Origin of the sequence: Paraburkholderia hospita (assembly GCF_002902965.1) — a bacterium.
GTDB lineage: Bacteria > Pseudomonadota > Gammaproteobacteria > Burkholderiales > Burkholderiaceae > Paraburkholderia > Paraburkholderia hospita.
The window spans coordinates 317,937-332,550 of record NZ_CP026107.1 but is presented as its reverse complement, the minus strand read 5'-3'; the positions used below and the strand labels follow the sequence as shown (position 1 = coordinate 332,550).

The window sequence follows — 14,614 nt, the reverse complement described above, 5'->3', positions numbered from 1 at the left end:
GATTCACAAAAGTCCGCACGCTCGCAAACCGCGCTTTCCGCTCTCCGCAACCGTCAAGTTCTCATTCATGTGACCGTTAACAAGGCCGCAGCAACGTCCTGCGGCCTTTGCTCTCGCGCTCGGCTGCGGGGGGACAACATCGTGGCTCACTGTGAAAACGAAAACTATGAAATTGAAGAATCTGCCCGTGCGGACGGGCTTTATCGCGGTTCTCTCGCTGTTTGGCATGCTGGTTCTGGTCACCGCGTTGCTCGGGATCTATTCGCTCACGAAGAACAACGGCTTATCGGAGCGGATCAGCACTCTCAACGCCGAAACGGTCGATCTCAAAGACGTCTACATCAACAACCTGAAAGCCCGTAGTGCGTTGAGCCGGGCTTTCATCGCGCTGTCCACGAACCCCGCTGACAAGGACGCCGCCGTCGCCGCAGCACGCACTTATTACGACCTCGCGAAGAAGTCGTTTACCGCGTTCGAAACCATCACGAAGGAAACAGCCGCTCAACAGGACGCGGCAAAACGGGTCGCCGACACGTTCACTGCGCACGCCAACGCAATCGATCTGCTGTTCACGGCAATCGGCTCGGGCGATGTCGCCGCGTATGCTGCAACGAACGAAGGGCCAATGACGCAGACGAGCGCGGCATTCGGCAAGTCGGCGGATGCGTTCTTCAAAGTGGCCGAGGATGAAACGGCGCAACTGAAGGATGAGAAGGCGCGCGCCAAATCGGTGTTGATGGGCGTCGCAATCGGCTTGCTGGTGTTGTCTTGCGCGTTGATTCTGCTCGTTTACTACACGCTCGAGCACACCGTCGTGCTGCCGCTCAAAGAAGCAATGAGCGTCCTCCAGCACGTGGCGCGCGGCGACCTGACCGTGCAGATCCGTCACGAATCGACGAACGAGATCGGCCAGCTGTTCGACTCGATGAAGGAAATGAAGCGCAGTCTCGCCGGGATCGTGCACGCGGTACACGGCGGCACGGACACCATCGCGACGGGCGTGCATCAGATGGCAAGCGGCAACACCGATCTGTCGCAGCGCACCGAAGAACAGGCGGCGGCATTGCAAGAGACGGCGTCGTCGATGGAACAGTTGACGAGCACGGTGCGCCAGAACGCCGACAACGCGAAGCAGGCCACGCAACTCGTGATGAGCACGGCGATGATCACCGAGCAAGGCAACCGCGCCGCGCAGGAAGTCGTGGCGACGATGCAAGGGCTGTCCGATCTGTCGGGCCGGATCGCCGACATCACGAATGTGATCGAAGGCATCGCGTTTCAGACCAACATTCTTTCGCTGAACGCGGCAGTGGAAGCCGCCCGCGCCGGCGACGAAGGCCGCGGCTTCGCGGTGGTGGCGAGCGAGGTCCGCTCGCTCGCGCAGCGTAGCGCGAGTGCCGCGAAGGAAATCAAGGAGCGCATCACCGATTCGCTCGGCCGCGTCGAAGCGGGCGCGCAGCAGGTCGACAAGGCCAGCCAGGTGATGGCCGACATCCTGACCTCCGTGAACCGGGTCAGCGATCTGATGGGCGAGATCGCAGCGGCATCGGAAGAACAATCGGAAGGCATCGAGCAGGTGAACCGCGCGATCACGCAAATGGATCAGGTCACGCAACAGAATGCCGCGCTCGTAGAGCAGGCGTCGGCGGCTGCGCTCGCGCTCGAAGAACAGACGGTTGCGTTGAAGAGCACGGTGTCGGTGTTCCGCGTCGAGCGCGCGTTGGCTCACGTGTGAAGTGATTCGAGACGTTTTCGCGGGCCGTGGCTGACAATCGTTTGACACCACGATTCATCCGCAAGCCACCCGAAAGCACGCGCCGTCAAATCGGCGCGTCGCACGTTAAACGAGCGCCGCGTTGTCTTGACATCCAACGCGCATAAGACGAATAATGAAGCGTTCGTTTAACGAAACCATGTTCGACTAACGAACACCAGCAACGCAAGACGAATCACACGCAAAGCGCGGACGCGCCACCCATCTGTTGCGTCCAGGCCTGAGCTTCACCCCGGAATTCCTGCCCCAACAACCACCTGACATTCAGGTGACGTCAAGCTTTCCAGCGGTGCATGCGTCACGCACTCACACGCCGCGTGTCGATTCCGTCCGCGCCGCCCACAGGCGGACCGACGCCACACCGAGCGAGAAACATGAAGCGAGACACCTCCCCCACCGCCGCCTTCCAGCCCGCCGCGCCGCGCGGCATCGTCGAAGGCCTTGTCTATGTTTTCGAGCGGGTCATGCCTGACCCGTTCGTGCTGTCCATCTGCCTGACGTTCGTCGTGGCCGTGCTGGCGCTGCTGATCGCGCCGACAGGCAACGTGCCGACGCTGCTCGACTCGTGGTACACGGGCACCTTCGGCATTCTGGCTTTCGCGCTGCAGATGATCCTGATTCTCGCGACGGGCTACGCGATCGCCGAGGCGCCCATCGTCCAGCGCGGCTTGCGCGCGCTGGCGGCCCACGCGCAGACACCCGCGCGCGCTGCGCTGCTGGTGTTCCCTGTCGTCGCGATCGCCGCGTGGCTCAACTGGGGACTCGGCCTGATCGTCGGCGCGCTGCTGTCGCGCGAAATCGCCCGGCGCGTCCATGTCGATTTCGCGTGGCTCGTCGCCGGCAGCTATTCGGCGTGGTCGATCTGCAATAGCGGGCTGTCCAGTTCGATCGCGCTGTCGCAGGCTTCGCATGGCAACGCGCTCAATCTCGTCGAGAAGGCGACCGGCCATGTCGTGCCGCTGACCGAGACCATCTTCGCTCCGTTCGTGTTTATCCCGACGGTGCTGGTCGTCGTCGTGATGACGGCGATCTTCATCAAGATGCATCCGAAATCGGACAACGTGGTCGCGTTCAGTGATGCGGGCGATACGAGCGACGACGCATCCAGCGCCGACCCACACGCACGCAGCAGCGACGGCCCGGCAACCTTCGCATCGCGCCTCGAACAGTCGATGCTCGGCACGCTGCTTCTGCTCGTACTCGGCGTCGGCTACCTCGCGATGGAATGGCGCGAGAACAAGTTCGACCTCGACATCAACACGACGATCCTGATCTTCCTGCTGATCGGCCTCGCGCTGCAGCGCACGCCGATCGCCTATGCGAACGCGATCCGGCGCGCCGCGCGGCAGACGGGTTCGATGCTGCTGCAATACCCGGTCTATGGCGGCATCATGGGCATCATGAAGGGCACCGGGCTTGCATCGATGATCGCCAAAGCCTTCGTGACGATCGCCACGCCCGCAACGCTGCCTGTCTGGAGCTATCTGAGCTCGCTGATCATCACGTTGCTGGTGCCGAGCGCGGGCGGTCACTGGGCCGTGCAGGGTCCGTTCGTTCTGCCCGCGGCGATCAGCCTGCACGCGTCGGTGCCGCGCACCGCGATGGGCGTGGCAATGGCCGAGAACGTATCGAACATGCTGCAGCCGTTCTGGGCCGTGCCGATCGTCGCGATTGCCGGCATCCGCATTCAGCGCGTGATGGGCTATACGGCCGTCACGTTCGCCGTGTCGCTCGTGATCTACGCGGCGGCACTCTGGCTCGTGCACTGAGGCCGTCGAGCCTCCGTCACACCGCAACCTCTTGCGAGACTTCGCCGAGGTTGCGGACCAGCTGACGATATTCGTCGCCACGCGCCGCCATCTCCGCTTCGCTGATCGATCCGCGTCGGCTCAACGGTCCCACGTTATATGTGATGAGCGGCTTGCCGTAGTGCATGCCCGCGAGATGCGCGGATTGCTCGAACGGCATCAGCAGCGCATCGACGATCTGCGTGCCGTGCTGCTCGACGAGTTCCGGCTTCAGATATGGCCGCAGCACGTCGTCGGCCCACACGTGGTCGTTCGTCTCCGGAAAATAGCGTTCACGGATACGGCCGATGGTGACGGCCAGTTGCAACGTACGCCCATCCAGCACCAGCGATTTCTCCGGCGCGCTGCCGAACAGCGTGTCGTTGATCACATCGTCCAGCCATTTCTTCAGCAGCGGCGGGCTGCTATACCAGTACAACGGAAATTGCAGCACGATATGGCCGTGCTCGCGGATCAACTGCTGTTCGCGCGCGGCGTCGATGTTGAAGTCGGGATACAGCTTGTACAGCTCGCGGACCGTGACGTCCGGCTCTTGCGCGATCGCATCACGCAGTGCCTTGTTGCCACGCGAGTTCTCGATGTCGGGATGGGCGATGATGACGAGGGTTTTCATGTCGGCTCCTGCAGACAGACGCTAATCGATTCGCTTCCAGGCTGGCGGTGACGCGCGCCTCGAAGCACTTGCGACGACTATACTGAGTGGCCCCTACGCGATAAACCGGGCACAGTCCAATTCACCTTACGAGTAACTCAAAAGATGGACCGCATCGATGCGCTGCGCCTGCTGATCGATGTCGCCGAGATCGGCAGCTTTTCTGCCGTGGCGAGACAGCGAACCGTGGCGACGTCTTCCGTGACGCTGGCGGTGAATCAGCTGGAGCAGGAAGTCGGCGCCACGCTGATCACCCGCACGACGCGTCGGCTCGTCTTCACGCACGAGGGTCTGGCGCTGCTGGAAAGCGCGCGGCGCATCATCGCGGAATGGGATTCGACGCTCGCGAGCCTCAAGCAAGACGGGCCGCTCGCAGGTCCCATTCGCGTGACGGCCACCAACGACTTCGGCCGCGTTCAGTTACGGCCCCTGCTCGACCGCTTCCAGGCGCTTCACCCGGGCATACACATGAGCCTGTTGCTGAGCGACAGCACCGTCGATCTGATCGACGAGCATATCGATCTGGCGCTGCGCAACGGCCCGCTCGCGGATTCGAATCTGCACGCGCGTCTGCTGGTGCGCGGCGAGCGCGTGGTCTGCGCATCGCCGGACTATTGGCGTGTTCATGGCAAGCCCACGTTGCCCGGCGATCTGGCGAATCACAATTGTCTGATTCTGGCGCGGCCCGGCGCGCCGCTCGCCGCGTGGCGTTTTCGCGTGGCGGGCAAGCAGATCAACGTGAAGGTCTCGGGCGACCGTCAGGCCAGCGACGGCGGCGTGCTGCGCGAGTGGGCGGTGGCGGGTCTGGGCGTGATCATCAAGAACCGCTGGGACATCCGCATGGAGCTAGCCGAGGGAACCCTCGAAACCGCGCTGGACGATTGCATCGCGGAGCAGGTCGATCTGTACGCGGTCTATCCGGCCGCAGCGCCTCACCGTCGCGTGACCGCGCTGATTCAGTTTCTATCGGAAGAACTGGCGCGTCCGTGATCGCTTGAATTGCGAATCGGGCCGCCGATCAAGCCGCTGCCGAGCGCGCGTCGGCACGCGCCTCTTCGAGCCGGTTGCCGCCCAGCGATTTCGCGCGATACAACGCCTGGTCTGCGGCGGCGAGCAGATCGCCCAGGGTGGTGCCATCGCTGCCGGCTTGCGCCGCGCCGATGCTGACGGTGGCCTGGATGCCCGCGCCGCTGGCATTGAGCGTGATGGTCTCGCCGAACGATTCGACGAGCGCTTCGCCCGCCGCTTTCGCATGCGACAAATCGTGACCGGGCAACAGGGCCGCGAACTCCTCGCCGCCGATGCGCGCCAGCAGCACGTCGGCGCCCAGCACGCTGCGGGCAATGTCGGCGAACGATGTCAGCACGCGGTCGCCCGTCTCGTGGCCGTAGCGATCGTTGATCTTCTTGAAGTGGTCGAGGTCGATGGCGAGCAGCGAAACGGGCCGCGTCGCGCCGCCGTCACGGATCATGCGCGCGCCCTGCTCAAAGAACCATCGACGATTGCCAAGGCCCGTCAAAAAATCCGTCTGCGATTGCTGCAGCAGTTGCCCGTGCGATTCGTCGCGCACCAACCGCAGCAAGGTCATGGGGAGAACGACGGAATACAGCACGCCCTCATACATCGTGATCTTGCTCGCGGTCATCAGGAAGTCGAACCCGAACTTCGCGACGAGCCAGGGCAGGATCAACGCCCTGAATGCGTACAAGACGGCATGCGCGCCCGACACCAGCATCGCGATCTGCTGCCCCTGCAGGCGCTTCCTGCAGTCGCCGCGCGCCAGTTCGAACGCCGTCATGCCGGAGGCAACCGAGATCGGAATCGCGCTCGGATACATCCACATCACGTCCTGCCATTTCGCGCCGGCAATGACCCACGCAAGCGCAAGCAGCACGAGCACGGCGAGCGAAAGGCGCACATGCTTGCGGCCGTTCAGCGCGGCCACGCCATGCAGAACCAGCAGATAACCGCTAACAATGACGAGATTGCTCAGCGCGGAGCCGAGCGCGCCGGGAAGCTCGCGACGCCAGGAAGCCGCCGCGCAGCCGATGGCCAGCGTGGCGAATCCCGCTGCCAATATTCCCAGTTCCCTGCTGCGCTTCGGGTGAACGCGTCGCTCCCAGAGCGTCATCAACGCACTGGCGAGGAGAGTCCCGATTAGAAGGAGATAAAGCGTATTAAGATCGACATGCATCGCTGACGTAAGGGCACTACGCCGGTACATGGCGGCGGCAGTGGCATTTTACGCTGAAAATAAGGCTACATCATGATCGTCAGGCAGGGCTTCATTACCGTTGTCAACGTGGGCATGCGCCATGCTGTGTGATGCATACCGTCCGGCAACGGACGCCATCGGGCGTCCGCGATTTATGTCACCCTATGACCGATCCGATCGATCCCGAGCGCAACGCCACGCAGTCCGCAGCCGACGCGGTCTCTGATCCTGCCTCAGATCCTGATCGCGATCCCGCCGATGCATCCGGCATCGACGATGCAGCCAGCCCGGCAACGCGACGCCGCGCGCCCCGGCCTCGCCGCATTCCGACCAGGCGCGCCGCGCCCGCGCCGGACGCATTCACACCCGCCGCCTACGCGCCCGACCCCGACAAGGCACAGGAGCCGTTCGACGTCCGCACCCAGCACTGGTTCGACGCGCACGAATGGCAGCCATTCGATTTTCAGCGTGAAGTCTGGCGCGAGATTGCGGCGGGTTCGAGTGGACTGCTGCACGCGACGACGGGCGCGGGCAAGACATGGGCCGTCTGGTTCGGCGCGATGGGCGCATTCGGCGATCACATGCCGCGCGCGCTCGCGGACCCGCTTACGGTGCTGTGGATCACGCCGATGCGCGCGCTCGCCGCCGACACTGCTCGTGCCTTGCAAAGCGCCGCACGCGAACTCGCCGTGCCGTGGACGATCGGCCTGCGCACGGGCGACACCAGTTCGACGGAGCGCGCCCGCCAGAGCCGACGCATGCCGAGCGCGCTCGTCACGACGCCCGAAAGCCTGTCGCTGATGCTCACGCGCAGCGATGCCCACGAAGCACTGAAGCATGTGCGCCTCGTCGTCGTCGATGAATGGCATGAACTGCTCGGCAACAAACGCGGCACGCAGACGCAACTTGCGATCGCGCATCTCGCGCGCTGGCGCGCGGATCTTCAGGTATGGGGACTGTCGGCGACGCTCGGCAATCTCCCGTTTGCCGCCGACGTGCTGCTTGCGCCCGTTCGCACGCCTCGCGTGTCGGTGAGCGGCATGCAGCCGAAGACGCTCATCATCGACACGCTGATTCCCGCGACGATCGAACGCTTTCCGTGGGGCGGCCATCTCGGCACGCGTCAGGTCGGGCCCGTCGCCGAGGGCATCGACGAAGCACGCACCTCGCTCGTGTTCACGAATACGCGCTCGCAGGCTGAAATCTGGTATCAGGCGCTGCTCGATTTGCGTCCCGACTGGGCCGGGCTGATTGCGCTTCATCACGGCTCGCTTGCACAGGAAGTGCGCGAATGGGTCGAGGATGGCCTGAAGACGGGCAAGCTAAAGGCCGTCGTCTGCACATCGAGTCTCGATCTCGGCGTCGACTTTCTGCCCGTCGAGCGCGTGTTCCAGATCGGCTCGCCCAAAGGCGTCGCGCGGCTGATGCAACGCGCGGGACGCTCGGGACATGCGCCGGGCCGCGCGTCGCGCATCACGATCGTGCCGACGCACGCGCTCGAACTCGTCGAAGCCGCGGCGGCGCGGCGTGCCGTCGAAGCGCGGCGCATCGAAGGCCGCGAGACGCCGCGCAAGCCGTTCGACGTGCTGGTCCAGCATCTCGTCACGGTCGCGATCGGCGGCGGCTTCAAGGCGCCCGAACTGTTCGACGAGGTTCGCACGACATTCGCGTATCGCGAGCTGACTCAACAGGAATTCGACTGGGCGCTTGCGTTCGTGGAGCGCGGCGGACCGTCGCTGCGCGCGTATCCGGACTTTCACCGCGTCGTGCGCGACGATGACGGCGTGTATCGCGTGCTGCGCGACGATCTGATCCGACGGCATCGCAGCAACGTCGGCACGATCGTCGCCAACGCGACGCTGCACGTCGCGTGGCTCACGGGCGGACGGATCGGATCGATGGAGGAATCGTTCATCTCGCGCCTGAAGCCCGGCGACGTGTTCACGTTCGGCGGCCGCGCGCTCGAACTGGTGCGCGTGCGCGACATGACGGCCTATGTGCGGCGAGCGACTTCATCGCGAGGCGCGATGCCGCAATGGGCGGGCAGCAAGATGCCACTCTCTTCCGAACTCGCGGACGCGACCCTCGAGATGCTCGCCGAAGCCAATCGCGGCGTGTATGTCGAGCCGGAGATGATCGCGATCCGGCCGTTGCTGGCGTTGCAGGCGAACTGGTCAGCATTGCCGGAAACGGGACTGTTGGTCGCCGAAATACTGCGGACACGCGAAGGCCATCACTTCTTCTGTTATCCGTTTGCGGGGCGCGTCGCGCATATCGGCCTCGCGTCGCTGCTCGGCTGGCGCGCAGCGCGCGACCGGCCGGGCACGTTCTCGATTTCCGCCAACGACTACGGCTTCGAACTGTTGTCGTCGCAACCGTTCGACTGGGCGACGCTGATTGCCGAAGGTCTGTTTTCTTCCACGCGCCTTGCCGACGACATCATGGACAGCCTCAACGCCTCCGAGCTCGCGATGCGCCGCTTCCGCGAAATCGCGCGCGTTGCGGGTCTCGTCTATCAGGCGCATCCGGGACAGCAGAAGAGCGCGCGGCAGTTGCAGGCGTCGAGTGGTCTGTTTTACGAGGTATTTCGCAAGCACGATAACGACAATCTGCTGCTGACGCAGGCCGACGCTGAAGTGAAGTTGCAGGAACTCGATCTCGACCGCATCCGGCGTGCGCTCGACGCGATGCGCGCGAGCCAGCTTGCGCTGACGCACCCGAAGAAGCCGACGCCGTTCGCGTTTCCGCTGATCGTCGGGCGTATCCGCGAAAAGGTCAGCACCGAAAAGCTCGCGGACCGCATCGAGCGGATGCTGGCCGAACTCGACAAGGCAGCGCGCTGATGACGTTCGAAACCGTGACCGTCGATGTAGGTGGTTATCCGCTGCAATTGTCCGCGCAGCGCGCCGCTTTCGATCCGCAACTGAAGAGCCTGTTCATCGCCGATGCGCATTTCGGCAAGGATGCCGTGTTTCGCGCGCATGGCGTGCCCGTGCCGGCCGGCGCGACGGCGGACGATCTCGCGCGGCTCGATGCGCTGATCGCTGCGCACGCGCCCGAGTCGATCGTGTTTCTCGGCGATCTGCTGCATGGGCGCGAATCGCTCGGCAGCGCGACGATGCAGGCGCTCGGTGAATGGCGCGCGCGGCATGCGTCGATGCGTGTCGTGATGGTCGAAGGGAATCACGATCGGAGTGCCGGACTGCTGCCGCCGTCGCTCGGTGTCGAGACGGTGCTCGAACCGTGGCGGCATGGGCCGTGGGCGTTGTGTCATTACCCGCAGGTGATCGACGGCGCGTACGTGCTCGCGGGTCACGAGCATCCCGTCTATGTGATCGCGAGCCGCGCGGATTCCGTGCGCGTGCCCTGCTTCCGCTTTGCCGCGCGATGCGGTGTGCTGCCCGCGTTCGGCGCGTTCACAGGCGGTTTCGTCGTGAACCAGTCCGCCAACGACGCGGCGATCTATGCGGTCGCGCAGAACCGGGTGATTGCGGTGCGCGAGCGTCGATAGAGGCGTCCCGTATTCGCAGGGCTCCGACCGCTTCGTATCGCGCGACATGCATGCGCGTGCTGACGGCTTCACTCGCCGCTCCGAGCCAGACTGTGCGGACGTTCAATGTCCGGATCGTCACGGGAGGTCGTTTCATCATGCCCAAAGTCAACGGCAGTTCGCCGTCCCATATCGCCGCAACGTCCACTGCCGGCCCGAGACAGCCGACGCCGTCAACGGCAGGTGTCAAGCGTCGTGCCTCCAGCCCGTTGCCCGGCATGCCGCCGTCCGCGAGGCAGAAGAAGACCGCGTCGACGAACGATGCGCCCGCCGACTGGCATACGGAAGCGACCCGGTTCGGTATCTCCGGAAACGGCATTGCAAAGGCATCGGGCGGCAAAGGCAAGTCACTCGCAACGCACGGCGAGGCAACGCTGCACGACCCGTCGGCCTCACCCATCGGCGCGCTTGGCGCAGCAAAGCCGGGCGACCTGATCAAGAAAACAGACGCGCCGAATGCCGGCGATCACTCTCCGTCGATTTCATCCGTCAACCGCACGCAATCTGACGAGGCGAAAGTGCTCGGCCGCGGCGCCACGGCGGTTGCCGGCGCGTTCAACGTCCGTGAAACCGACGTGCCGACCTTGCAGTTCAGCAACGACAAATTCCAGATCGACAAGGACAACCATAACAAGCCGAGAGACTCCGCCGCGCACAGCGCATTCACGTCGTTGCGCGAGATGCACGGCGTCGGCGAGAAAAGCGCGCACGCGAACATGGACTCGCTACTCGATGCGACGGCGCGCGCCTACTCTCCGTACAACGCACACGGCGAGCCGGCAAAAGGCGGCGTCGCGCTACCGAAGACCAACGTTCATTCGGAAAGCGCGCGCGGAGCGACTTTGCACAAGTCGTCCCAAGGCGTCGATCCGATGGTCGGCCAACAGATGATGAACATGTGGTATCGCCAGAACATGGACGGAAAGCCGATGCTCGACGAACTCATCAGAAACCGTCAGACGAACGCCGCGAACAACACCACCGACGATCCGATGGACACGACGTCATGAGCGCGCGCCATCACGCATGTCCGCGAAACGTCGCGCAGATCCTGAACGCATCCTCCGATAGCGGGATCTCTTTCGCGCGGCAATAGCGTGTAGTCAGCTTCAACAGTTCCTTGATGTCCCGTCCGCTCGATTGCGGCCACGCGTTGGTGAGCGCTTCGATCAACTCACCGCCGAGGTCGGCACCCAGTTGCGCGGCCAGCAGTGTCCACAAGCGGATCGCGTCGGCTCTCGGCGGCGTCGCGTAGTGAATCTTCGCGATGCAGCGCGACAGGATGGCGTCGTCGACATCGTCGATCCGGTTGGTCGTCATGAACAGCAAGCCGTTGAAATACTCGAGCGTGCGAAGGAACTCAGCGACGATCGCATTGTGTTCGAGATCGTTGTCGCGACGTCGGATGTAGACGTCGGCTTCGTCGAGCAGCAGGATCGCGTCCCAGCGCGTCGCGCGCTGCAGGATGCCCGACAGCGCCGCACCCACCGACGCAGCAGTCGTCCCAAGCTGCCCCGAATGCACGCGATACAACGGCTTGCCGACCACTTCCGAATAGACCTCCGCGGTCAGCGTCTTGCCCAAGCCAGGCGCGCCCTGACAAAGAATCGTCGTGCCGCCCGATTTGCCCGGCACGAAGTCCTGTACGAACACATTCGTCTTCGACGTCAGAATGTCGATCAGATCGCGGTGATTGGACGGCAGGACCAGCTTTTCGCGCAGTTCCGGCTGATAGCGGTATACCGCCATATGCTGGACATGCACCCAGATATCGCGGTGCCATTCCATGTGAAACAGGCACACGTAGCAATGCAGCGGCACCTTGTCGAAGCCGCTGTCGATGTTCGCGTCGCGCCAGAACTCGGCGTCGGCTGTCATCAGGAAGCGGCGCTCCAGCGTCTCTTCGTCGTTCACGCACTTTGCGCTCACGCCTTCGGGAATGCGGATCAACTCGGCGCCGGCTTTTTCATCGATCGTATACGCAGCCTTCGACACCACGAACTGCGCACCGAAACGCGGCTGAAATTCGAGGAAACGCTGCGCGTGCCGTTCGTATTCGAGCTTGAATTCGGCGCATTCCTTGTAGAAGCCGAACTCGGCGAGCAGTTCGGGAATCGTGCGGTTCACGATGTCGTGCCGGTTGATCACCAGCGACGTCGTCATGCCGGCGTGCCGCATGTGATGCTCTGTGCGCTCGGAGTTCGCGGACTGCATCGTATTCGCCAGCATGTCGACGACGACGTACGGCATGCCCTGCTCGGGCTCGACCACGCGCATGCGGCGCACTAGCCACGGCAGCAACGTGCCGTCCTTCGCGCGGCTGTAGAGCCAGCCGTCGATCGCGTCGCGCGACAGATACGCAACCAGGCCCGGCACGAGTTGATCGAGGCCCGGGATGATGCGCGCTTGCGGCGCATTGAAGATGTTGTCGAGCGCGAGCATCTGGAACATTAGCGCGCGTTCGTTGTTCGCCTTGCTCAGCGAATACAGCGTATTCAGCGATCTCGAATCGAACAGCGCGCTCGATACAACCATGCTGCCGTGACATGCGCCGTGCTGATTGAGCTGTCTTGCGAGCGGCGATTCCGATTCGATCATCGCAAGCAGCGGATGCACCAGTGATTCTGGTATTTCAAAGTCCATAGACGCACTCGTATCTGAGGGTGGCGGCGACGCGGGTGACGGCAGCGCGCCAGCTAGCTGAGAAAGAACTCGATCGCCATGCTTGTGATGGCAGGCTGGATCGCATGCAGTCCGTTGAATTCGATGTATTGCACGTCATAGCCTACGGCTTTCAGCTTGGCTGCGTTCGCGCGGCCGCTGGTCTCGATGGGCAGTTGTTCGTCGGCCAGGCCATGCGCGATGAAAACCTTGGGCGCGCCTTCCTGTGTGAAGACCGACATGAAGCCGCCAGAGAACGCAATCACATGACTCGCGATATCGCCGTTCGTGATGCCGATCGACAGTGCGTAGCTTGCGCCGTCCGAGAAGCCGGCGAAGGCGAGGCGGTTATGGTCGATCTGGTAGCGGGACGTCACTTCGACCAGCGCGCGTTCGAGCCGCTCCAGGTCCGGGCCGCTGCCGCCGATCACGATGTCCCAGGTTGCGTACATCGAATGCGGCGCGAGGACGAGAAACTTGTCGCGCTCGGCGTGCTCTTCGATGAAGGGGAGAACCTTCTCTGGAAAACCGCCTGCGCCATGGAACATCACGAATAGAGGCACGGGCTCGCGCGTGTCGAGGTCGGACGGGACGAACAGGATGGCGTCGCGGTCACCAGCGATGCCGAGCCGGTTGCGGCCCGGCGGTAACGGGGCTTTGGCCGCGTCGGCGGGAATGAACGACAGGCGGCCAAGCAGCGACGGATCGAACATGGTGGGACCTGTATTGAGCGCGTGGCGCGCACGGATGAGTATTCCTGCCAGTTGCGGCTATGAGCCGGGTAGGCGGTTAAGGCGCTGGTGATGATGCGAGCGGCAGCGACTGTTGTGTGTTGATATGTAATATATCATGAAGCGTGGGTGTGGGGATGGGGAGTTTGGGAACCACGCTGGTGATGACGGACAAGCGAAACCTGACCCGGAACAAACAAATCTGACGTGACGAATTTAGACAAATAAGGCTGATCCCATGGGCATAGCACTATGCTAGCGGACACTTACAAATGGTTCTGACCTAGACGCAACTCCTTGTTTTAAATTGGCCTTGTCAACCATCGCTGCACCGACGATTGCAAAGGTCGAGCGTTGAAAAATCTACCGCACCCGAACGGTCGAAGCGATGTTTTCAGCCGATCACCGTCGCTTCGGCTCCGCAGGCATCGCGGAACAAAGGAATCTGATCCCGATGGGTACACAAACAAACAATTCTGTTCTCGATGCCCGCAAGCCCGATTGAGTGCCGCAATCCGTGAGGCGGCCATCCATGCGAGCGAAGTCCACGCACTGAGAGTTCCTCTTCCGGTTGGAAGGGAACGAATCCAGCTGACGGCAAGCTTGATGTCCGATACTTTGCATCCCAGTAACGCAGCAATCGATGAGAGTGTGTCGAGGGACGGGTTCCGTCCGAGTTCTAGCAGGGAGATATATTGACTCGAGAGCCCCGATGCGATCGTGTGCATATATGCGGCGGCATTTGATCGGCATTCGCGGAACCATCGACTTTGGAGAAAGGCATAATTCGAGGCGCGTCGGAGAAATGGGACTCGTCAGCGCTCCGCAATGACAGTCGAGCGTGATTTATCACCACATGGCCAGGAAAGTATGCAGGAGCACCCGACGCAGAATTGCCACAGGCGTTTCTCTCATGCTTCGGTCCGATCCGGCAGCACTTCGCGTTGCCCATACATCAGATAAACGCGGCACGTCATCGCGCCATAATAAAAGAACGCCTCGCCACATGGCATGACTGGGCTGTCTCAATCGTAGCCGAATGAGTTATCTGATAAGGATAACTGCTCTTTAGACAAACACGTAGCCTACGCTCGTCAACTTGACAGTGCCGTCCCAAGCTATTTTCAGTTAGCCGTCGATGCGGACCAACCCGCTGTTGCCCGCTCGTCGCGAATGGCCGGTGTGGCCGAACTGAGACGGTCGTGACAGGCAGAAAGTGTTTA

Annotated in this window: 11 protein-coding genes and 1 pseudogene; 7 read left to right on the top strand and 5 right to left on the bottom strand. The window is 62.8% G+C overall.

What is annotated here, in order from left to right; all coding sequences use genetic code 11:
• The first annotated feature begins 166 nt into the window (after window positions 1-166).
• Complete coding sequence (locus C2L64_RS34650) at window positions 167-1,735, top strand: methyl-accepting chemotaxis protein (protein ID WP_007584538.1); 1,569 nt, start codon at window positions 167-169, stop codon at window positions 1,733-1,735.
• A 413-nt stretch (window positions 1,736-2,148) separates the two neighbouring features.
• Complete coding sequence (locus C2L64_RS34645) at window positions 2,149-3,543, top strand: short-chain fatty acid transporter (RefSeq protein ID WP_007584536.1); 1,395 nt, start codon at window positions 2,149-2,151, stop codon at window positions 3,541-3,543.
• 16 nt (window positions 3,544-3,559) lie between these two features.
• Here C2L64_RS34645 and C2L64_RS34640 read toward each other — a convergent pair whose 3' ends face one another.
• Window positions 3,560-4,195, bottom strand: coding sequence for an NAD(P)H-dependent oxidoreductase (locus C2L64_RS34640; protein WP_007584534.1), 636 nt, complete (start codon window positions 4,193-4,195; stop codon window positions 3,560-3,562).
• 144 nt (window positions 4,196-4,339) lie between these two features.
• On the opposite strand from C2L64_RS34640, the gene C2L64_RS34635 reads away from it, so the two are divergent.
• Complete coding sequence (locus C2L64_RS34635; protein WP_007584533.1) at window positions 4,340-5,224, top strand: LysR family transcriptional regulator; 885 nt, start codon at window positions 4,340-4,342, stop codon at window positions 5,222-5,224.
• Between the two features lie 28 nt (window positions 5,225-5,252).
• Here C2L64_RS34635 and C2L64_RS34630 read toward each other — a convergent pair whose 3' ends face one another.
• Window positions 5,253-6,428, bottom strand: a complete 1,176-nt coding sequence (locus tag C2L64_RS34630; RefSeq protein ID WP_039900826.1) for a GGDEF domain-containing protein — start codon at window positions 6,426-6,428, stop codon at window positions 5,253-5,255.
• A 185-nt stretch (window positions 6,429-6,613) separates the two neighbouring features.
• Between C2L64_RS34630 and C2L64_RS34625 the strand changes: the two genes are divergently transcribed.
• From C2L64_RS34625 to C2L64_RS34615, 3 genes are all read left to right on the top strand, one after another.
• Window positions 6,614-9,292, top strand: coding sequence for a ligase-associated DNA damage response DEXH box helicase (locus C2L64_RS34625; protein ID WP_007584531.1), 2,679 nt, complete (start codon window positions 6,614-6,616; stop codon window positions 9,290-9,292).
• Window positions 9,292-9,960: a ligase-associated DNA damage response endonuclease PdeM gene (gene pdeM / locus C2L64_RS34620; protein ID WP_007584530.1), complete on the top strand. Its 669-nt coding sequence runs from the start codon at window positions 9,292-9,294 to the stop codon at window positions 9,958-9,960. The genes C2L64_RS34625 and pdeM overlap by 1 nt, the downstream gene beginning before the upstream one ends.
• A gap of 137 nt (window positions 9,961-10,097) precedes the next feature.
• A complete protein-coding gene (locus C2L64_RS34615) occupies window positions 10,098-11,009 on the top strand; it encodes a hypothetical protein (protein WP_039900858.1) in 912 nt (303 codons plus the stop codon).
• A gap of 10 nt (window positions 11,010-11,019) precedes the next feature.
• On the opposite strand, the gene C2L64_RS34610 is transcribed toward C2L64_RS34615, so the two are convergent.
• The 3 genes from C2L64_RS34610 to C2L64_RS56370 form a co-directional block, all read right to left on the bottom strand.
• Complete coding sequence (locus C2L64_RS34610) at window positions 11,020-12,642, bottom strand: AAA family ATPase (RefSeq protein WP_007584528.1); 1,623 nt, start codon at window positions 12,640-12,642, stop codon at window positions 11,020-11,022.
• Window positions 12,643-12,695: 53 nt separating this feature from the next.
• The gene (locus tag C2L64_RS34605) at window positions 12,696-13,373 is read right to left on the bottom strand and encodes an alpha/beta hydrolase (protein WP_007584527.1); all 678 of its coding nucleotides are present in this window, start codon (window positions 13,371-13,373) and stop codon (window positions 12,696-12,698) included.
• A gap of 320 nt (window positions 13,374-13,693) precedes the next feature.
• Entirely contained in the window at window positions 13,694-14,119 is a 426-nt protein-coding gene (locus tag C2L64_RS56370; RefSeq protein WP_122974766.1) for a helix-turn-helix domain-containing protein, read from the bottom strand.
• A 147-nt stretch (window positions 14,120-14,266) separates the two neighbouring features.
• Here C2L64_RS56370 and C2L64_RS56595 point away from each other — a divergent pair.
• A pseudogene (locus C2L64_RS56595) lies at window positions 14,267-14,434 on the top strand (IS6 family transposase); the annotation flags it as partial.
• Window positions 14,435-14,614: the final 180 nt, after the last annotated feature.